General features: G+C 69.4%; 15 protein-coding genes. 11 read left to right on the top strand and 4 right to left on the bottom strand.

Annotation, left to right across the window (positions count from 1 at the left end; translation table 11 throughout):
- Positions 1-7 precede the first annotated feature (7 nt).
- Genes PHN62_RS08890 through PHN62_RS08900 form a run of 3 tightly spaced genes read right to left on the bottom strand, consistent with a single transcriptional unit; the run spans position 8 to position 4,859 of the window.
- A complete protein-coding gene (locus PHN62_RS08890) occupies positions 8-2,893 on the bottom strand; it encodes a DUF4159 domain-containing protein (RefSeq protein WP_300149246.1) in 2,886 nt (961 codons plus the stop codon).
- A complete protein-coding gene (locus PHN62_RS08895) occupies positions 2,890-3,834 on the bottom strand; it encodes a DUF58 domain-containing protein (RefSeq protein WP_300149248.1) in 945 nt (314 codons plus the stop codon). The genes PHN62_RS08890 and PHN62_RS08895 overlap by 4 nt, the downstream gene beginning before the upstream one ends.
- Entirely contained in the window at positions 3,831-4,859 is a 1,029-nt protein-coding gene (locus tag PHN62_RS08900) for a MoxR family ATPase (protein WP_300149250.1), read from the bottom strand. The genes PHN62_RS08895 and PHN62_RS08900 overlap by 4 nt, the downstream gene beginning before the upstream one ends.
- Before the next feature lie 206 nt (positions 4,860-5,065).
- Between PHN62_RS08900 and PHN62_RS08905 the strand changes: the two genes are divergently transcribed.
- The 8 genes from PHN62_RS08905 to PHN62_RS08940 all read left to right on the top strand — a co-directional run bounded on the left by PHN62_RS08905 (position 5,066) and on the right by PHN62_RS08940 (position 13,548).
- A complete protein-coding gene (locus tag PHN62_RS08905) occupies positions 5,066-5,650 on the top strand; it encodes a DUF1285 domain-containing protein (protein WP_300149251.1) in 585 nt (194 codons plus the stop codon).
- Positions 5,647-6,351 (top strand): CoA pyrophosphatase, encoded by a 705-nt coding sequence (locus tag PHN62_RS08910; RefSeq protein ID WP_300149253.1) that lies wholly within the window; start codon positions 5,647-5,649, stop codon positions 6,349-6,351. Before PHN62_RS08905 ends, PHN62_RS08910 begins: the two co-directional genes overlap by 4 nt.
- Positions 6,336-6,632 carry a DUF6111 family protein gene (locus PHN62_RS08915; protein WP_300149255.1) on the top strand — a complete coding sequence of 99 codons (297 nt, stop codon included), beginning with the start codon at positions 6,336-6,338 and terminating at the stop codon, positions 6,630-6,632. Before PHN62_RS08910 ends, PHN62_RS08915 begins: the two co-directional genes overlap by 16 nt.
- A 10-nt stretch (positions 6,633-6,642) precedes the next feature.
- A complete protein-coding gene (locus tag PHN62_RS08920) occupies positions 6,643-7,851 on the top strand; it encodes a CCA tRNA nucleotidyltransferase (RefSeq protein WP_300149256.1) in 1,209 nt (402 codons plus the stop codon).
- A gap of 229 nt (positions 7,852-8,080) precedes the next feature.
- Positions 8,081-9,664, top strand: a complete 1,584-nt coding sequence (locus PHN62_RS08925; protein WP_300149257.1) for an ABC transporter substrate-binding protein — start codon at positions 8,081-8,083, stop codon at positions 9,662-9,664.
- Between the two features lie 111 nt (positions 9,665-9,775).
- Positions 9,776-10,909: an ABC transporter permease gene (locus PHN62_RS08930; protein WP_300149258.1), complete on the top strand. Its 1,134-nt coding sequence runs from the start codon at positions 9,776-9,778 to the stop codon at positions 10,907-10,909.
- Positions 10,910-10,912: 3 nt separating this feature from the next.
- Positions 10,913-11,878 carry an ABC transporter permease gene (locus PHN62_RS08935; RefSeq protein ID WP_300149260.1) on the top strand — a complete coding sequence of 322 codons (966 nt, stop codon included), beginning with the start codon at positions 10,913-10,915 and terminating at the stop codon, positions 11,876-11,878.
- Complete coding sequence (locus tag PHN62_RS08940; protein WP_300149262.1) at positions 11,875-13,548, top strand: ABC transporter ATP-binding protein; 1,674 nt, start codon at positions 11,875-11,877, stop codon at positions 13,546-13,548. The genes PHN62_RS08935 and PHN62_RS08940 overlap by 4 nt, the downstream gene beginning before the upstream one ends.
- A 15-nt stretch (positions 13,549-13,563) precedes the next feature.
- Here PHN62_RS08940 and PHN62_RS08945 read toward each other — a convergent pair whose 3' ends face one another.
- Entirely contained in the window at positions 13,564-14,487 is a 924-nt protein-coding gene (locus tag PHN62_RS08945) for a LysR substrate-binding domain-containing protein (RefSeq protein ID WP_300149264.1), read from the bottom strand.
- A 232-nt stretch (positions 14,488-14,719) separates the two neighbouring features.
- Between PHN62_RS08945 and PHN62_RS08950 the strand changes: the two genes are divergently transcribed.
- The 3 genes from PHN62_RS08950 to tkt are packed head-to-tail and all read left to right on the top strand — an operon-like array spanning position 14,720 to position 18,615.
- Positions 14,720-15,727 carry a class 1 fructose-bisphosphatase gene (locus PHN62_RS08950; RefSeq protein ID WP_300149266.1) on the top strand — a complete coding sequence of 336 codons (1,008 nt, stop codon included), beginning with the start codon at positions 14,720-14,722 and terminating at the stop codon, positions 15,725-15,727.
- A gap of 5 nt (positions 15,728-15,732) precedes the next feature.
- Positions 15,733-16,605: a phosphoribulokinase gene (locus PHN62_RS08955; RefSeq protein WP_300149268.1), complete on the top strand. Its 873-nt coding sequence runs from the start codon at positions 15,733-15,735 to the stop codon at positions 16,603-16,605.
- Between the two features lie 12 nt (positions 16,606-16,617).
- Positions 16,618-18,615, top strand: coding sequence for a transketolase (gene tkt, locus PHN62_RS08960; protein ID WP_300149270.1), 1,998 nt, complete (start codon positions 16,618-16,620; stop codon positions 18,613-18,615).
- Positions 18,616-18,636: the final 21 nt, after the last annotated feature.

An 18,636-nucleotide genomic window follows, 5' to 3' on the forward strand; every position in this document is an offset into this window, starting at 1 on the left:
CGCCCCCTTATCTTCCGAGCCGCTCGAGCAGCATGGGAATATGCACCTGATCCGACTTGTAGGAGCCGGTGTAGGCGTACATGGCGATGTTCACGCCGAAACGGATAGCCGTCTCGCGCCGCCGCTCGCCGCCTTCGGGCATGGGGAGCACGGGATCTCCCGGCCCCCATCCGTCGCGGCTCGGGCGGAGCGCCCAGGCGCCGGCCCAGTCGCGCCCCCCGACGATCACCGGAGACACCCCGTCGTTGGAGAAGCCGAGCGCCTCGGCGTCCTCCAGTTCGGCGGCGTTGGGCGCGGCCTCCACCCAGACCTCGCCGCCGTCCCAGCGTCCGGGGAAGTCCTTGAGCAGGAAGAAGCTCCGCGCCAGCACATGGCGTTCGTCCAGCGGGGCCAGCGGCGGCAGATCCAGCCCCAGAGCCACGCGGCGCAGAGCCTCGGCGCCCGGCGTGGGGCGTCCGTCGAAGGCCAGATGGGCGTCGCGCGTGTCGAAGAGGATCATCCCCCCCTGGCGCAGATAGGCGTTGAGCCGGGCCACCGCCGCCGAGCTCGGCGCCTCCTGCCCGGCGGTGATCGGCCAGTAGAGGAAGGGATAGACGTTGAGTTCGTCCCGCTCCACGTCCACGCCTTCGGGCGGGCCGGGCTCGATGGAGGTGCGGGCGGTCAGATGCTGCGCCAGACCGTAGAGCCCGGCGCGGCTGATCTCGTCGAGCTGGGAGTCTCCGGTCAGCACATAGCCGAAGGAGGCTTCGAGCGCCGCCTTCTCGGCCCTGGCCAGAGCCGCCGCGTCGAGGCTTTCGGGGGCGGCGCTCTGGGCGAGGCCCGGACCTGGGCTCAGCGCCAGCCCGAGCGCCAGAAGCGCCGCGCCGCCCGCGCCCCGGGCCGGGAGGCGCAGGCGCCCCGTCACGAAGAGCGTGGCCAGCGCGTCCGCCGCCAGAAGCAGCAGCGCGAGGGTCAGCAGAAGCGGCTTGAGCGGACGCTCCGGCGCGCCGCCCAGAGGCTCCCGGACCACGTTGGCGGGCAGGGCGGGCAGAGGCGCCAGGCTCGTTCCGGGCGCCATGAGGTTCAGGGCGATCTGCGCGCCGTCGCGGGCGTAGACGCCCGGAGGGGCGTCGTGATCGGGGCGGTTCTCGGCGAGCCGCGCCCCCGTCGCGGGACGGGCCGCCGCGTCGCCCGCCATGTCGGCGGCGCGCGGGAGGCCCCAGGCGTCGAGCAGGGTCACGGGCGTCCAGAGCGCCTCCGCCTCCGAGGCGAGGCTCTGGGCGGCGCGTCCGTCGAAGGCCGCCGCCCGCTCCAGGACGCGCCCGAGCATCTCCATGAACAGCCCCGACAGCGGCAGGCTCGACCATGAGGGCTCGGCGCTGACATGCAGGAAGACCACGCTGCCCTCGCCGCGCCGCTCCGCCGTCACGAGCGGCGAGCCGTCGGCGAGCCCGGCCCAGACCTTGGGCGGCAGATCCACGTCCGGCTCCGCGAGGATCTGGCGCGAGATCAGCACGTCGGCGGGCGGAGTCAGGCCGAAGAAGGGGCTGACCTCGTCGAAGGGCGCGATGGGCTGAGGCTCGCCCCAGCTCATGGCGCCGCCGAGCGTGCGGCGTCCGGGCCGCAGCCGCACCGGCAGCAGGGGGTCAGGCGTCTTGAAGCCGCTCTGATCGTCGGCGGCGGCCAGAGTGGCCGGGCCCGCGAAGCGGATCAGGGTTCCGCCCTGACGCACCCAGGCGTCCAGCGCGGCGGCCTCGGAGGGCGCGAAGGCGCCGACGTCCACCAGAATCACGGCGTCGAAGGCCGCGAGTCCGGCCCCGTCGGCCTGGGTCAGGGTCATGAGGTCGACGTTCTGCGTCTCGGCCAGAGGCGCCAGGGCCTCGCGGAGGAAGTAGCCGCCGGAGAGGAGGGGCTGATCCTCGCGGGCCCGCTCGCCGCTGACGAGGGCCACGCGCTTGCGCTTGAAGCGGTTGTCCAGCAGAGCCGCGCCGCCTGCGCTGCGGCCTTCCTCCAGGCTGAGGAAGGCCACGCGGTTGAGCAGATCCAGCGGAGCTTCGATCTCGGCCGAGGCCGTGGTCGCGCCCGCCGCGAAATCCGCCTGAGCCGAAGCCACGGGACGCGGCGCGGCGTTGTCGGGCGCCTCCCAGGCGAGGATGCGCCGGGTCTCCGGGCCGGAGGCCTCGGCGCGCAGGGCGGTGAGCTTCAGCTTGCCGGGCTCTTCTCCGGGAGGCTCGGCGCGCAGGCCGCGCGCGGTCTCCAGCGGCCCGAGCGCCCGCGCGGAGACTCCGGCCAGCTGCGCGGCGAACTCCGCGGCGCCGGGGCCGTCGAGCCCGTCGTGGATCCAGACCACATGGGAATCCGGCGGCAGATCGGCCGAAGCCAGAGCCTCGCGATGAGAGGCCCAGGGCCTGGGCTGCAGGTTCTCCAGCAGCCCCAGAGCGTCGGCGGCGGCGCGGGGCTCGACGAGCAGGCGCCCTTCCGACAGCGGCGGCTCCGCCAGACCGATCAGCGCGGCGGGACGTCCGGCGCGTTCGGCCTGGGCGAGGATCTCGCGGGCGGCCTCGCGTCGGGCCTCCCAGTCGGGGGCGGAGGCCCATCCGTCGTCCATGACCAGCACGACGGGCCCTCCGCCCTCCGAGAGCCGGGGGCGCGGATCGAGGACCGGCTGCGCGAAGGCGAGGATCAGCAGGGCCGCCGCCAGAATCCGCAGGGCCAGAAGCCACCAGGGCGTGCGTTTCGGAGTCTTCTCCGGAGGCTCCACCCCCAGCAGGATCGCCACGCCGGGGAAGCGCTCGCGCAGAGGCGCGGGCGGCGTCGCCCGCAGCAGCCACCAGAGGATCGGCAAGGCCGCCAGAGCCGCCAGAAGCCAGGGATTCAGGAAGGCGAGAGAGCCGAGGCTCAGGGCGGGGATCATCTGGGGGCGCTCCAGCTGTGCGAGGCGGCGCTCAGGGCGCCATGCAGCGCGAGCAGAAGAGGCGCGGGAGACTGGTCGGTGCGGTGCAGGAACAGCCGCCATCCGGCGCCGCGCGCCAGATCCTCGAGACGGGCGCGCCGCTCGGCGAGCCTGCCCCGATAGGCGGCGTCGAGGGATTCGGCGCGGTCGGCCTCATAGTTCAGCAGGCCGCCCATGCTCTCGAAGAGCAGCCGCCCGCGATAGGGGAAGGCCTCCTCGGCGGGGTCGAGGATCTGCACCAGGGCGCCGCCCGCCTCCTGAGCCGCCGCCGAGGCCAGACGCCGCGCCAGAGGCTCCAGAGGGCCGAAGAAATCCGAAAACAGGACCACCCGCGCCCTGCGGCCCAGCGGCGCGGCGGGCGGAGCGCCGTAATCGGGCGGCGTCTCCTGATCCGTCGCGGCCAGAGCCAGAGCCAGGCGCCGCAGGCCCGGTTCGCGGGAGGTCGGGGGAAGGGGCGGATCGAGCAGGGCGAAGCGCTCGCCGCTGCGCGCCGCCAGAGCCGCCAGAGCCAGAGCCAGCAAGGCGGCCCGCTCGGCCTTGGTCGCGGGCGCGGTCTTCGAGCGGAAGCGCATCGCCGCCGAGCGGTCGGGCCAGAGCCAGAGCGTCTGGGCGGCCTCCCACTCGGTTTCGCGGACGTAGAGCTCGTCGGCGCGGGCGGAGCGGCGCCAGTCCATGTCCGAGAGCGCGTCTCCGGGGAGCGCGCGGCGATATTGCCAGAAGGTTTCGCCCCGGCCCGAGCGCCGCCGCCCATGAGCGCCCGTCACGAGGCTGGCGAGGCGCTCGGCGGCCAGCAGCAGCGGCGGCAGGGCCGAGGCGGCGCCTTCCGCGTCGCGGCGCAGACGCGCGGCCTGCGCGCCTGGAGGGACCGCGGAGGCCGCTTCCGGGCGGCGCGGCTCGCTCATGCTCCGGCCTTGCGGAGGGCTTCGGCGATCACGCCGTCGAGGCTGACGCCCTCGGCGCGGGCGGCGAAGCTCAGGGCCATGCGGTGGCGCAGGGCCGGAATCGCGAGATCCGCCACGTCCTGGAGGTCGGGCGCGAAGCGGCCTTCGAGCAGGGCCTTGGCGCGGACGGTCAGCATCAGCGCCTGAGCCGCGCGCGGGCCGGGGCCCCAGGCGACATGACGTCGCGCGCTCTCCAGGGCCTGAGGGTCGCCCGGACGGCAGCAGCGCACGAGGGTCAGGATGGCCTCCGTGACCTTCTCGCCCACGGGAATGCGCCGCACCAGCCCCTGGAACCTCTGGAGCTGCTCGGCGGTGATCGCCGCATGCGGCGTCACGGTTTCGGCGCCGGTGGTGGCGAGCAGGATGGCCCGCTCGGCGTCGCGGTCGGGATAATCCACGTCGATCTCGAAGAGGAAGCGGTCGAGCTGGGCCTCCGGCAGAGGATAGGCGCCTTCCTGCTCGATGGGATTGCGCGTGGCCAGCACATGGAAGGGCGCGGGCAGGTCGTGGCGCTCTCCGGCGATGGTGACGTGCTTCTCCTGCATGGCCTGGAGCAGCGCCGACTGCGTGCGGGGGCTGGCGCGGTTGATCTCGTCGGCCATGAGCAGCTGCGCGAAGATCGGGCCCTTCACGAAGCGGAAGGCGCGCGATCCGTCGGCGCCCTGCTCCAGCACCTCGGCGCCGAGGATGTCGGAGGGCATGAGGTCGGGCGTGAACTGGATGCGCCGGGCGTCCACGCCGAGCACGACCCCGAAGGTCTCGACGAGCAGCGTCTTGGCGAGCCCCGGCGCCCCGACCAGCAGCGCATGTCCGCCCGAGAGGATCGCCGCGAGGGTCAGATCCACCACGCGCTCCTGTCCGATGACGCGGCGGCCGATCTCGGCGCGCGCCAGAGACAGCGCCGCTTGCGCCTCCTCGACGATTCGCAGGAGGGCGTCTTCGTCCGCGAAGCGGGCGGCGGCGAGGCTGTCGGCGGGTGCGGTCATGCCGGATCCTGTCGTTTCTGGGGGCCGTCCCGGCCCGAAGCGCGGCTGGGAGAGGCGGAAGGCCTTGCGTCCAAGGGGCTGCGCCCTCATCTCTGGGGGCGAGACGTTATATTAAGCTATATCGCCGAGATTAAACCCCCGCCCTCCGTATTGTCGCACAAGAGCTTGTGAGCCGACGCGGGAGGCGGATCGGCCTGAGAGGAGTCATGTCGGAGCCCCCCCATCCGCCTTCAAGCGCATCCCCGAGCCTCGCGGGCCTGGGCGAGGCTAAGAAGACCCGTCTGCCCAGACATCTCTGGAATCCGTCCTTTTGCGGCGAGATCGACATCGTGATCCGCCGCGACGGGACCTGGATCCACGAGGGCCGCCCCATCCTGCGCCGCGAGCTGACGAAGCTCTTCGCCTCGGTCCTGCGCCGCGAGGGCGACGAACATCATCTGGTCACGCCGGTCGAGAAGATGAGGATCCGCGTCGAGGACGCGCCCTTTCTCGCCGTGGACATGCGCGAGGAAGGCGAGGGACGCGCGCGCCGCCTGATCTTCGCCACGAATCTGGACGAAGAAGCGGCGCTCGATTCGCCCGGAGGCCTGCGCGCGGCGCATGGCGCCTCGGGCGGCTTGACGCCCTATCTGCGGATGCGGGATGGTCTGGAGGCGCGGCTCGACCGCAAGACGACCTATCGGCTGATCGAGTTGGGGGAAGCGGAGGGCGAAGGCGAAGAGGCGGCCTTCGGAATCTGGTCGGGGGGAATCTTCCACCCGCTGGCCCCGGCCTCGGAGGCGGAGCCATGAACATGACCACGAACTCCCTGCGGTCCCTGCGAAGTTCGCCAGGACTCTTTCCCCCCGTCGAGCGCGCCGAGCTGCGGCGCGCCGTGGCCCAGACCCTGCCGCTCGCGGCGGGCGGCGACGAGGTCGCGCCCGACGTCGCGCCGCGCATGGCGGCGGTGCTCTGCCCGGTGGTCGAGCGCGAGGACGGGCTCTGGGTCTGGATGGTGCGCCGCGGCGACCATCTGCGCCGTCACGCCGGACAGATCGCCTTCCCCGGCGGCAAGGTGGAGGACGAGGATCATTCGCCCCTCGCCGGCGCCCTGCGCGAGACCCGCGAGGAGATCGGCCTCGATCCCGCCGGAGTCGAGGTGGCGGGGGCGCTCGCGCCCTATCTGACCGTGACCGGCTTCCTGATCATCCCCTTCGTGGGCTTCGTGGCGCCCGATTTCCGGCCCGAACCCGACGGGGACGAAATCGCCGAAGCCTTCCAGGCTCCGCTCGACCTGCTGCTCGATCCCGAGAAAATCCGCCGGCTCCAGCGGGAATATGCGGGTCGTCAACGCTTTTATTACGCCATCGACTATAATGAACGGAACATATGGGGCGCGACGGCGGGGATGCTCAAATCCCTGTCGGAACGCGTCCTGGCCCTGCGCGAGAGCGAGGGGCGGTCCGGAGGAGACGGAGCGGGTCCGGGAGGCGCGACGTGGGGCGCATCCTGATCCTGATTCTGGCTCTGGGCTGTCTGCCCTTCGCGCTGGCGGCCCTCTACGAATGGAGCCGCGACCGGGGAGGCTGGCGGCGTCGGGGGCTCTGGGCGCGGGAAAGGCTGCTGAGGCTCGCCCTTCTGGGGCTGCTTCTGGCGGCGGCGGGATCTCTGGCCATGGCGATCGTCATGGACCCGGGCGGCGAAACCGGTCGTTACGAGCCGGCGCGATTGGAAAACGGAAGGGTGACGCCGGGGCGGATCGTCCCGGAGGAGCTTCAGCCGCAGAGCAGATAGGGGTGGGCAGATGAGTCTGGAGATCCGGGCGCCATGGCTTGAAGCCGAGACCACAAGGGCCGTCTGGGCGGCCCTGACCGCCGAGGGCGCCTTCGTGCGCTTCGTCGGCGGCTGCGTGCGCAACGCGGTGATCAACGGCCCGCCGACCGACGTGGATCTGGTGATCGACCAGCCTCCGGAGCAGACTCTCGATCTTCTGGCCAAGGCGGGCCTGCGCGCCGAACCCACGGGGCTCGATCACGGCGTGGTCATGGCGGTGCTCGACGGCCAGGGCTTCGAGATCGCCTCCATGCGCCGCGACGTGACGCCCGACGGCCGCCGCTCCAAGGTCGAATACGGGGCCAGCGTCCTCGAAGACGCCCAGCGCCGCGACTTCACCATCAACGCCCTCTACGCCGACCGGACCGGCCGCGTCGAGGATCCCATCGGCTGGGCGCTCTCCGATCTGGAGGCCCGGCGCGTGCGGTTCATCGGCTCGCCCGCCAAGCGGATCCAGGAGGATTATCTCCGCATCCTGCGGCTTTTCCGCTTCCACGCCTGGTATGGCGAGGGCGAGATGGAGCCCCCGGGACTGGTGGCCTGCGCAGGCCTGGCCGCGGGTCTGGAGCGCGTGTCGCGCGAGCGCGTCGGCGCCGAGATGATGAAGCTCATGGCCGCGCCGGATCCCTCCATCGCCATGAAGGCCATGGAGGAGACCGGAGTCATGGAATACGCCCTGCCGGAGGCGCGCCGCAACGGGCCTTTCGCGGCCCTCAGCGCGATGGAGCGCCGCTACGGCGTGCAGCCGGTGGATCCCATGCGGCGGCTGGCCCTGCTGACCCGCGGCGCCGCCCCCGAGGAGGTGATGGAGCGCCTGAGGCTCTCGCGCCACGCCGCCAACGAACTGACCGCGCGCAGCGTCTCCTATCCGATCACCGATTCCTCCACCGCCCGGCGCCTCGGCTACGAGCGCGGCGCCGAGGCCGCCCGGGACGTCATGCTCATCGCCGCCGCCGACGGCGGTCCGGCGATTCAGGCGCGCTGGTTCGGCGACATCAACGAAGGCGCCCGCCAGAAGCTTCCGGTCACCGCCAACGACCTGATCGACGTCGGATTCACGCCGGGGCCCCGGCTGGGCGCGGCGCTGACCCAGGCCGAGCGCGACTGGGTCGCGAGCGACTTCGTGCTGGATCGCGCGACGCTGGTCGCGCGCGCTTCGGAAGTCCGCGAGGCGAGCTGAAGTCTGGCTCTCCTTCCGCCCGAATCCTCCCTGAAGCCCTCCGGATCCCGCCGGGGGGGTTTTCGCATTGCGAAAGATCCTCCGGGGCGCGGAATTCCCTCCGCGCCGCCCGGGCGCCGCGACGAAAGGATGACGGAGGCCCTTGCGCGGGGCGGCGGCCTCTGCTTACTCTGGGGGCATGAAAGGCGCGAGCGCCCGTGAAAACAGACGACCCGTCAGGAGAAGACTTATGAAAATCCAACGCTTCGCGGGGCTTGCGGCTCTGCTCGCCTCGACGCTCATGGCCTCCTCCGCCATGGCCGAGACCCTCCGCTGGGCCCGCGCCAGCGACGCCCTGACCCTCGATCCCCATTCCCAGAACCAGGGCGTGACCCATAACTTCGCCCACCACATTTACGAAACGCTCGTGGATCGCGCCGTGGACGGCTCGCTCACGCCGCGCCTCGCCACCGAGTGGTATGTGAAGGAAGGCGAGCCGAGCGTCTGGGTCTTCAAGCTCCGCCATGACGTGAAGTTCCATGACGGCGCCGACTTCACCGCCGAGGACGTGGTCTTCTCGCTGGATCGCGCCCGCTCCGAACATTCGAACATGCGCCAGCTGCATTCGGCCATCGAGAGCGTCACCGCCGTCGACGACCACACCGTCGAAGTCAAGATGACCGGCCCCTCGCCGCTCTATCCGAACAACCTGACCAACACCTTCGTCATGGACAAGGGATGGTCCGAGGCGCACAACCTCCAGAGCGTGCAGGACTACGCCGCCGGAGAAGACAATTACGCCGTGCGCAACGCCAACGGCACCGGCCCCTACATCCTCGACTCCCGCGAAGTGGACGTGCGCTCGGTGCTCAAGCGCAACGAGGCCCATTGGGCCGAGACCAAACCCCAGGTCACCGAGATCATCTATCTGCCCATCGCCGAGAACGCCACGCGCATCGCGGCGCTGCTCTCGGGCGAGGTGGATCTCGTGCAGGACGTGCCGGTGCAGGACATCGAGCGCCTCAAGGGCACGGCGGGTCTGAAGGTCGAGACCGGCCCCGAGAACCGCATCATCTATTTCGGCTACCGCATGGACGACAAGCCGCTGAAATCCTCGAACGTCACCGACAAGAACCCCATCGCCGACCCCCGCGTGCGCGAGGCCATGCATCTGGCCGTCGACCGCGAGGCCATCAGGCGCGTGGTGATGCGCGGGAATTCGCTGCCGGCGGGCGTGGCCATGCCGCCCTTCGTCCATGGCTGGACGCCCGAACTCGACGCCTTCCCGGCCCCCGATCCCGAGCGCGCCAAGGCGCTGCTCGCCGAGGCGGGCTATCCGGACGGCTTCAGCGTCACGCTCGACACGCCGAACAACCGCTACGTCAACGACGAGGCGATCTCCCAGGCGGTGGTCAGCATGCTGGGGCGCATCGGAATCAAGGTGACGCTGGCTTCGCGTCCGGTGGCGCAGCACTCGCCGCTGATCACCGGCGACAACACCGACTTCTATCTCCTCGGCTGGGGCGTCCCGACCTTCGACTCCGCCTATATCTTCAACGACCTGATCCACAGCCGCACCGGGCATTTCGGCGCCTACAACCCCTCGGGCTACGCCGATCCGGCGCTGGATGCGAAGATCGAGTCCCTCGCCACGGAAGTCGACGTCGAGAAGCGCGACGCCGACGTCGCGGAGATCTGGGCTCAGGTCCAGCGCGACCGCGTGCTGCTGCCGATCCACAACCAGCTTCTCGCCTATGCGATGAAGGAGAACGTCACTCTGGCGGTTCATCCCGAGAACCAGCCGCTGATGACCACCGTCACCTACGGCCAGTAAGATCTTCGGCGGGAGGGCCGGAGGCGCGCGCGTCTTCGGCCCCCTTCGTTTCGATGGCGGACGCGAAACCGGCTGTGGTTGCGCGCCTCCCCTCAACAGCCCGGAGATCCCATGTTCGCCTTCATTCTCCGGCGGCTGCTGCAATCGCTCATCGTGATGCTGGCGGTCGCGTTCATCGCCTTCCTGATGTTCCGCTTCGTGGGCGATCCCGTCGAGGGCATGATGGGCGTGGACGCCCGGCTCTCCGACCGCGAGGCCCTGCGCGACAGGCTCGGGCTGAACGATCCCTTCTACATGCAGTTCTGGACCTTCGTGAAGAACGCGGTCCAGGGCGAATTCGGCATCTCCTACCGGCTTCAGCAGCCGGTGACGCAACTGATCCTCAGCCGTCTGCCCGCCACGCTCGAACTGGCGGTGGTCTCGGCGAGCCTGGCGCTGATCGTCGGGGTGACGCTGGGCGTCTTCACGGCCATTCACGGCCGCCTCCCGCCTTCGACCCGCGAGACGCTGCTGGCGCTCGGGGCCGTTCTGGGGGCTGGCGTCGCGTTCCATCTGCTCGGGGGGGGCTCGCTGCTCTGGACTCTGGGCGGCGGGGCGGCGGTCTTCGTCTCGACGGCCTTCTGGGCGAAGCGCTTCTTTTCTCAGGCGATCATGGCGGTTTCGCTGGTGGGGGTCTCGCTGCCGACCTTCCTGATCGGCATAGGTCTGATCTTCGTCTTCGCGGTGGAGATGAAGCTTCTGCCCTCTTTCGGACGCGGCCAGACGGTGCAGGTCTGGAGCGGCTGGAGCACCGGATTCCTGACGAAATCGGGTCTGCTCTCGCTGATCCTTCCGGCGGTGACGCTCTCGCTCTTCCAGATGACGCTGATCATGCGGCTTGTCCGCGCCGAGATGCAGGAGGTGCTGCGCAGCGACTACATCCGCTTCGCGCGGGCCCGGGGCCTGCCGGAATCGAAGATCAACTTCCGCCACGCCCTGAAGAACACGCTGGTTCCGGTGATCACCATCACGGGCCTGCAGCTGGGCTCGATCATCGCCTTCGCGATCATCACCGAGACGGTGTTCAACTGGCCGGGCGTGGGTTCGCTCTTCGTGAACTCGGTGCAGGCGGTGGATGTGCCGGTGATGGCGGCCTATCTGCTCTTCGTGGCGCTGGTCTTCGTGGTGATCAACCTCATCGTCGATCTTCTGTATTATCTCGTCGATCCGCGCCTGCGCGTGGACGGCCGCGCCGGGAGGACCTGAGCCATGGCCGAAGCTTCTCCTCCCGAAGCGCCTGTCGAGGCCGCGGCTCCTGCGCGGGGATTCCGGGCGCGGCTCTGGGACAGCGACGTCTTCTGGTCCTGGCGACATCATCCGGTGGCGATCGTCTCCTCGCTGGTGGCGCTGACGCTGATCCTCGCGGCGGTCCTGGCGCCCTGGATCGCGCCGCACGACCCTTTCAATCCCGCGACGCTCCAGCTCATGGACGGCTTCACGCCGCCGGGCGAGGCCGCCATGTCGGGGACGGTCTACCGCTTCGGCACGGATGATCAGGGCCGCGATCTGCTCTCGACCATCCTGTATGGTTCGAGGGTCTCGCTCTTCGTGGGCTTCGCGGCGACGCTCTTCTCCATGACCCTGGGGGTGAGTCTGGGGCTCTTCGCGGGCTATCGCGGCGGGCTCGCCGACACGATCATCATGCGCGTGGCGGATGTGCAGCTCTCCTTCCCGGCGATCCTCATCGCCCTGCTGATCTTCGGCGTGGCGCAGGGCGTGATTCCGCCCAACAAACAGGAAAGCATGGCGATCTGGGTTCTGATCTTCGCCATCGGCCTCGCGAACTGGGCGCAGTTCGCCCGCACCGTGCGCGGCGCCGCCATGGTCGAGCGGCAGAAGGATTACGTCTCCGCCGCGCGGATCATGGGCGTGCCGGGCCCCTCCATCGCCTTCAGGCATGTGCTGCCCAACGTGCTGGGTCCGGTGCTGGTGATCGCGACGATCAGCCTCGCGCTGGCGATCATCGAGGAGGCGACGCTCTCCTATCTCGGGGTGGGCGTGCCGCCGACCCAGCCTTCGCTCGGGACGCTGATCCGCATCGGCCAGCGCTTCCTGTTCTCCGGCGAGTGGTGGATCCTGTTCTTCCCCGCGCTGATGCTCATCCTGCTCGCGCTTTCGGTGAATCTCCTCGGCGACTGGCTGCGCGACGCCCTGAACCCGAAGTTGCGCCAATGACAGAGACGTCAGACGTCCGAACGCCCGTCCTTTCGGTGCGCGACCTCGTGGTGGATTTCCCCCTGAGGCGCGGGAATTTCCGCGCCCTGCATGGCGTGAGCTTCGACATCGCGCCCGGCGAAGTGCTGGGCGTGGTGGGGGAATCCGGCGCGGGCAAATCCATGACCGGCGCGGCGGTGATCGGCCTGCTGACGCCTCCGGGGCGGATCACCAGCGGCGAGGTCTATCTCCAGGGCCAGCGCATCGACCAGCTGCCCGAGGCGGAGATGGTCAAGCTGCGCGGCAAGCGGATCGGCATGGTGATGCAGGATCCGCTGACCAGCCTGAATCCGCTCTTCACGGTGGGTCAGCAGCTCATCGAGACCATCCGCCAGCATCTGCCTCTGAACGAAGCCGAAGCGCGGGCGCGGGCCGTCTCGCTGCTGGAGGAGGCGGGGATTCCCCGCGCCGCCGAACGCATCGATTCCTATCCGCATCAGTTTTCGGGCGGCATGCGTCAGCGGGTGGTGATCGCTCTGGCCATCGCGGCGGACCCCGAACTCGTCATCGCCGACGAACCGACCTCGGCTCTGGACGTCTCGGTTCAGGCTCAGGTCATCAAGGTGCTGAAGAAGCTCTGCGAGAGCCGGGGCGCCGCGATCATGCTGATCACCCATGACATGGGCGTCATCGCGCAGATCGCCGACCGCATCCTCGTCATGAACGCGGGGCGCATCGTCGAGAGCGGGCCGGTGGGTCAGGTGATCCGTCATCCGCGCGAGCCCTACACGATCAAGCTCATCGACAGCATCCCGACGCTCAACCGCGATCCCGGGGCGCCGGTTCCCGCCGAGGCCGCCGCCCCCGAGGCCGCGGCGCAGGACGCCTATGTGCGCGTCGAGAACCTCACCCGGGATTTCAGCCTCGGGGGAGGGGGCTCCTTCTTCGGGCGGCTCTTCGGCGGCGAGAGCCGGATCTTCCGCGCGGTGAACGACGTGAGCTTCTCCATCCGGCGCGGGGAGACCTATGGCCTGGTGGGAGAATCGGGCTCGGGGAAATCGACCTGCGCGAAGATGATCGCGGGGCTGATTCCGCCGAGTTCGGGGCGCATCTTCGTGGACGGCGCCGACGTCTGGTCCGCCGAGGGCCTGGCCTCGCGGCGACGCAACGTGCAGATGATCTTCCAGGATCCCTACGCCAGCCTGAATCCGCGCTGGAAGGTGGGAAGCATCGTCGCGGAGCCGATCAGGGCGCTGAAGCTGACCTCCAGCCGCGCGGAGATCGAGGATCGCGTGGCGGATCTCCTGCGCAAGGTGCGGCTCGATCCCGTCGCGATGCGCAAATATCCGCATGAGTTCTCGGGCGGCCAGCGCCAGAGGATCGCCATCGCGCGGGCGCTCTCGACGCAGCCGGCCTTCATCGTCTGCGACGAGCCGACTTCGGCTCTGGACGTCTCGGTTCAGGCCCAGGTGCTGGACCTCATGAGCGGGCTTCAGGAGGAATACGGCCTGACCTATCTGCTCATCAGCCATAACCTCGCGGTGATCCGGCAGATGGCCAACGACGTCGGCGTGATGCGTCAGGGCGTGCTGGAGGAGAGCGGCCCGGTGGACGAGATCTTCGACCATCCCAAGGCCGAATACACCCGGATGCTGCTCGACGCCGTGCCGGATCTCGACAAGGTGGCCTGAGGCGAGGGGAGTCCCTCACTTGGGCAGGAAATCGCCCTTCATGGCGAGGATCTCGGCGCGGATGCGCGCCGTGGCCGGGCCGAGCGGCGCGGCGCGGGCCCTCGCGAGGCGCCATTGGCGCACCAGAGGCAGCCCCGGCGCCCGCACCAGAGCGAGGCGTCCCTGACGCAGCTCCTCCATGGCCGTATGCAGCGAGAGGAAGGCCACGCCCAGGCCCGCCATGGCCGCCTGCTTGATCGATTCGTTCGAGCCCATTTCGATCAGCGTGAAGCCGCGTCCGTCGGCCAGGCTGTCGAGATAGCGCGTCATCAGCAGCCGCGTGCCCGACCCCTGCTCGCGCGAGATGATCGAATGGCGGAGCAGATCCTTCGCCCCGACCTCCTCCAGCCTGGTCAGGGGATTCTCCGGCGCGGCGATCAGCCCGTGCGGATGAGGCCCCAGCACATCCTCTTCGATCTCGGGCCCGTCCGGCGGACGCCCCATGATCGCGAGATCCAGCTCCTGACGCTCCAGCCCCTCCAGCACGCGTTCGCGGTTGGATTCGCGCAAGACCACCTCGATCTCCGGCAGGATCTCCCGCAGGCGCGCAACCAGACGCGGCGCGAAATATTTCCCCGTCGAGACCGCTCCCAGCACCACGCGCCCGGTCTTGCCCTGAGCCCGGGCCTCCAGATCCGCGGCGAGGCGCCGCAGGATCTCCTCGATCCTGCGCCCGGCCTCCATGGCCATCTCGCCTTCGGGCGTGGGCGAGGAGCCCGCCGAATCGGAGCGTCTCTGAAGGAGCGCCACGCCCAGAATCCCTTCCAGGGCGCGGATTTGCGCATGAATGGCGGGCGGCGTCAGCCCGAGGCCGCCCGCGGCGGCGGCCAGAGATCCCCCCCGCGCGACGGCGGCGAGGGCGCGCAATTGACGCAAGGTCAGGGCGTCGGTGCGGATCATTCGATTTTCCTGAATGCGGCTTCTGATTTTTAAAATTTCTTTTTGGCCTCCGATCCGCAAGCTTAGGGCCGAGGCGGGAGGATCGAAACGGATCTTCTGAAAAACGCCCCTCAAAAGAAAGGCTTAGATCTTTTCTCCGAGCCATCCGGCGCGGCGGGATGAGGTAAGTCCGAAAAGATCAAGGGACCGGAAAAAACCGGCCCGTCCATCGGCTCCCAGGGAGGAGGCCCCCATGCGCGACGCGACGAGAATCCTCAGGGATTCCGCGATCCCCGAGCCTTTCGAAGATCTCATGAACCGCATCGCCCTGGTGGCGACGGGACTTTCCCGGCGGATCGCCCGGGGCGGGCTCGACGAGGATCTGGCCGGAGCGCGCGGCCAGAACGCGGGCGGCGACGGACAGAAGGCCCTCGACGTGATCGCCGACGAGGCCTTCATGGAGGCTCTGCGCGGCTCCGCCGTCCGTTATTACGCCTCCGAGGAGCAGGAGGAGGCCGTGGATCTCAATGGCGCGGGCGGCCTCGCGCTGGCGATAGATCCTCTGGACGGCTCCTCCAACATCGACGTGAACCTCTCCATCGGCACGATCTTCGGCGTCTATTCCGCCGGGGCGACGGCTCGGGCGAGCTTCCTGCGGCCCGGCCGCGATCTTCTGGCGGCGGGCTATGTGGTCTACGGGCCGCAATGCCTGCTGGTCGCGACCTTCGGACAGGGCGTGCTGCATTTCCTGCTCGACCCCGAGGACGGGCGCTTTCATCGCCTCGCCCGGAATTTCGACCTCTCGGGGAAATTCGGCGAATTCGCCATCAACGCCTCGAATCATCGCCATTGGCCCCGGCCCATCCGGGCCTATGTCGAGGATTGCCTCGCGGGAGAAGAGGGGCCGCGCCGCCGCAATTACAACATGCGCTGGGTGGCTTCCCTGGTGGCCGAAACCCACCGCATCCTGACGCGCGGCGGGGTGTTCCTCTACCCCGGCGACGCCCGCAAGGGCTATGAGCGCGGGCGTCTGCGCTATCTCTACGAATGCGCGCCCATCGCCTTTCTCATCGAGCAGGCGGGCGGCGCGGCCACCGACGGCGTTTCGCCGATCCTCGCGCAGACCCCTGACGCCCTGCACGCCCGCACGCCCTTCGTCTTCGGCGGCGCGGCCAATGTGGCCCGCATCGCCGCCTATCACGAGCTTTCCCATGAAGAGACCTCGGCGCTGTTCGGCGGCCGCGGCCTGTTCCGGAGCTGATCCTCATGAGCCGTCTGCATCCCATCATTTCGGTCACCGGCTCTTCGGGCGCCGGAACCTCCACGGTGAAGCACACCTTCGACCAGATCTTCCGTCGCGAGGGCGTGAAGTCCGTCTCCATCGAGGGCGACGCCTTCCACCGCTTCAACCGCGTCGAGATGAAGGCCGAACTCGCGCGGCGCACCGCCGCCGGAGACTTCACCTTCTCGCATTTCTCCTATGAGGCCAATGTTCTGGACGAACTGGAGCGGGTCTTCCGCGAATATGGCGCGACCGGCGAGGGCCGCACCCGCCATTACGTCCATGACGACGCCGAGGCCGCGCGCCATGGCGTGGCTCAGGGCGAGTTCACCGACTGGGCGCCCTTCGACTCCGGTTCGGACGTCCTCTTCTACGAGGGCCTGCACGGCTCGGTGATCAACGACGAGGTGAATCTCGCGGCTCTGGCGGATCTCAAGGTCGGGGTGGTGCCGGTGATCAACCTCGAATGGATCCAGAAGATCCATCGCGACCGCGCTCAGCGCGGCTATTCCACCGAGGCCGTCACCGACGTGATCCTGCGGCGCATGCACGCCTATGTGCATTGCATCTGCCCGCAATTCGCCGAGACCGACGTGAATTTCCAGCGCGTTCCGGTGGTCGACACCTCCAATCCCTTCATCGCGCGCTGGATCCCCACCGCCGACGAAAGCCTGGTGGTGATCCGCTTCAAGAACCCGCGCGGGATCGACTTCGCTTATCTCACGCAGATGATCTCCGGCTCCTGGATGAGCCGCGCGAACTCCATCGTCGTTCCCGGACCCAAGATGGATCTGGCGATGCAATTGATCCTCACCCCTCTCATCGAGCGGCTCGTCTCCGCCAAGCGGCGCGGCTGAAAGGAGAAATCCATGAACCTGCATGATCCTCGCGCCGCTCGGGAAAAGCTCATGGCCGACGCCTTGCGCGCTCTGGCGATGGACGCGGTGCAACAGGCCAATTCCGGACATCCCGGCATGCCCATGGGCATGGCCGACGTGGCGGCGGTGCTCTTCGACCGCTTCATGAAGCTGGACCCCGCCGCCCCCGGCTGGCCCGACCGCGACCGCTTCGTGCTCTCGGCGGGCCATGGCTCGATGCTGCTTTACGGGCTGCATCATCTGCTCGGATATTCCGACATGGACATGGCGCAGATCCGCGCCTTCCGGCAGCTCGGCGCCCGCACGGCGGGACATCCGGAATATGGCCACGCCCAGGGAATCGAGGTCACCACCGGGCCGCTCGGCCAGGGGATCGCCACCGCCGTGGGCATGGCCCTCGCCGAGCGTCTGGAGGCGGCGCGCTTCCCGGATCTCGTGGACCACTTCACTTACGTGATCGCCGGAGACGGCTGCCTCATGGAGGGCGTGAGCCAGGAGGCCATCGACCTCGCGGGACATCTGAGGCTCTCGAAGCTCATCGTGCTTTGGGACGACAACCGCATCACCATCGACGGATCGACGGAGCTTTCGACCTCGGTGGATCAGGCGGCGCGCTTTCGGGCCAGCGGCTGGAACGCCCTCGAAGCCGACGGTCATGACGTCGAGGCCGTGGCCGCCGCTCTGGAGCAGGCCCGCGCCTCGGAGAAGCCGACGCTCGTCGCCTGCCGGACGATCATCGGCTATGGCGCGCCGAACAAGCAGGGCGGCCATGACGTGCATGGCGCGCCGCTCGGCGCGGAGGAGATCGCCGCCGCCCGCAAGCATCTCGGCTGGAGCCACGGGCCCTTCGAGATCCCGGAGGAGGCCTACGCCGCCTTTCGCGCGGCGGCGTCTCGCGGCGCCGAGGCGCATCGGGTCTGGCGGGCCAGACTGGAGGCCTCGCCGCAGCGCGCCGCCTTCGAGGCCAACCGCGCGCAGGATCTCGCGCCCCTGACCGCCGCCATGGCCGCCCACAAGGCGAAGCTTCTGGCCGAGCGTCCGAAGATCGCCACCCGCAAGGCCAGCGAACTCGCCATCGGGGTCGTGAACGAGGCTCTGCCCTTCATGATCGGCGGCTCGGCGGATCTGACGGGCTCGAACCTCACCCGCAGCAAGGGCCAGCGCTCGGTCACGGCGGAGGATTTCGGCGGAAGCTACATCCATTACGGCATCCGCGAGCATGGCATGTCCGCCGCGATGAACGGGATCGCGCTGCATGGCGGCTTCCGGCCTTTCGGCGGCACCTTCCTCGCCTTCGCCGATTACGCTCGCCCCGCGATCCGTCTGGCGGCGCTGATGGGGGTCCCGACGATCTTCGTCATGACCCATGACTCCATCGGCCTTGGCGAAGACGGCCCGACCCATCAGCCCGTCGAGACCATCGCCAGCCTGCGCGCCATTCCCAATCTGACCGTGCTGCGCCCCGCCGACGCTCTGGAGACCGCCGAAGTCTGGGAGATCGCTCTGGCGAACCGCAAAGGCCCGACGCTTCTGGCTCTGTCGCGGCAGAATCTGCCGCTCCTGCGCCGCGAGGACGGGCCCAACCGCTCGGCGGAAGGCGCCTATCTGCTGCGGGGCGGCCCCGATGCAGGCGAAAGCCAGCGCGACCTGACGCTGATCGCCACCGGCTCCGAGGTCGAGATCGCCATGACGGCGGCCGAACTCCTCGGCGAGGAGGGCTTGCGCGTGGCGGTCGTCTCGGTCCCGAGCTTCGAGCTCTTCGCGGCGCGTCCCGCCGCCGAGCGCGCGGCGCTCCTGGGGGATGCGCCCCGGGTGGGCGTCGAGGCGGCGATCCGCATGGGCTGGGATCTGCTGCTCCGGCCCGAGGACGGCTTCGTCGGCATGACGGGCTTCGGCGCTTCGGCGCCCGCCCCGGCGCTCTACCAGCATTTCGGGATCACCGCCGAAGCCCTCGCCGCCGAGGCGAAGCGGCTGACGCGCAAAGCCTGAATCAAGAAAGAGAAAAGGGAG

Source organism: Neomegalonema sp. (genome assembly GCF_028688855.1).
Taxonomy (GTDB): domain Bacteria; phylum Pseudomonadota; class Alphaproteobacteria; order Rhodobacterales; family Rhodobacteraceae; genus Neomegalonema.

Coding starts and splice junctions, on each gene's coding strand:
- PHN62_RS08890 (WP_300149246.1), bottom strand. CDS start 2,893: ATGATCCCCGCCCTGAGCCTCGGCTCTCTCGCCTTCCTGAATCCCTGG.
- PHN62_RS08895 (WP_300149248.1), bottom strand. CDS start 3,834: ATGAGCGAGCCGCGCCGCCCGGAAGCGGCCTCCGCGGTCCCTCCAGGC.
- PHN62_RS08900 (WP_300149250.1), bottom strand. CDS start 4,859: ATGACCGCACCCGCCGACAGCCTCGCCGCCGCCCGCTTCGCGGACGAA.
- PHN62_RS08905 (WP_300149251.1), top strand. CDS start 5,066: ATGTCGGAGCCCCCCCATCCGCCTTCAAGCGCATCCCCGAGCCTCGCG.
- PHN62_RS08910 (WP_300149253.1), top strand. CDS start 5,647: ATGAACATGACCACGAACTCCCTGCGGTCCCTGCGAAGTTCGCCAGGA.
- PHN62_RS08920 (WP_300149256.1), top strand. CDS start 6,643: ATGAGTCTGGAGATCCGGGCGCCATGGCTTGAAGCCGAGACCACAAGG.
- PHN62_RS08925 (WP_300149257.1), top strand. CDS start 8,081: ATGAAAATCCAACGCTTCGCGGGGCTTGCGGCTCTGCTCGCCTCGACG.
- PHN62_RS08930 (WP_300149258.1), top strand. CDS start 9,776: ATGTTCGCCTTCATTCTCCGGCGGCTGCTGCAATCGCTCATCGTGATG.
- PHN62_RS08935 (WP_300149260.1), top strand. CDS start 10,913: ATGGCCGAAGCTTCTCCTCCCGAAGCGCCTGTCGAGGCCGCGGCTCCT.
- PHN62_RS08940 (WP_300149262.1), top strand. CDS start 11,875: ATGACAGAGACGTCAGACGTCCGAACGCCCGTCCTTTCGGTGCGCGAC.
- PHN62_RS08945 (WP_300149264.1), bottom strand. CDS start 14,487: ATGATCCGCACCGACGCCCTGACCTTGCGTCAATTGCGCGCCCTCGCC.
- PHN62_RS08950 (WP_300149266.1), top strand. CDS start 14,720: ATGCGCGACGCGACGAGAATCCTCAGGGATTCCGCGATCCCCGAGCCT.
- PHN62_RS08955 (WP_300149268.1), top strand. CDS start 15,733: ATGAGCCGTCTGCATCCCATCATTTCGGTCACCGGCTCTTCGGGCGCC.
- tkt (WP_300149270.1), top strand. CDS start 16,618: ATGAACCTGCATGATCCTCGCGCCGCTCGGGAAAAGCTCATGGCCGAC.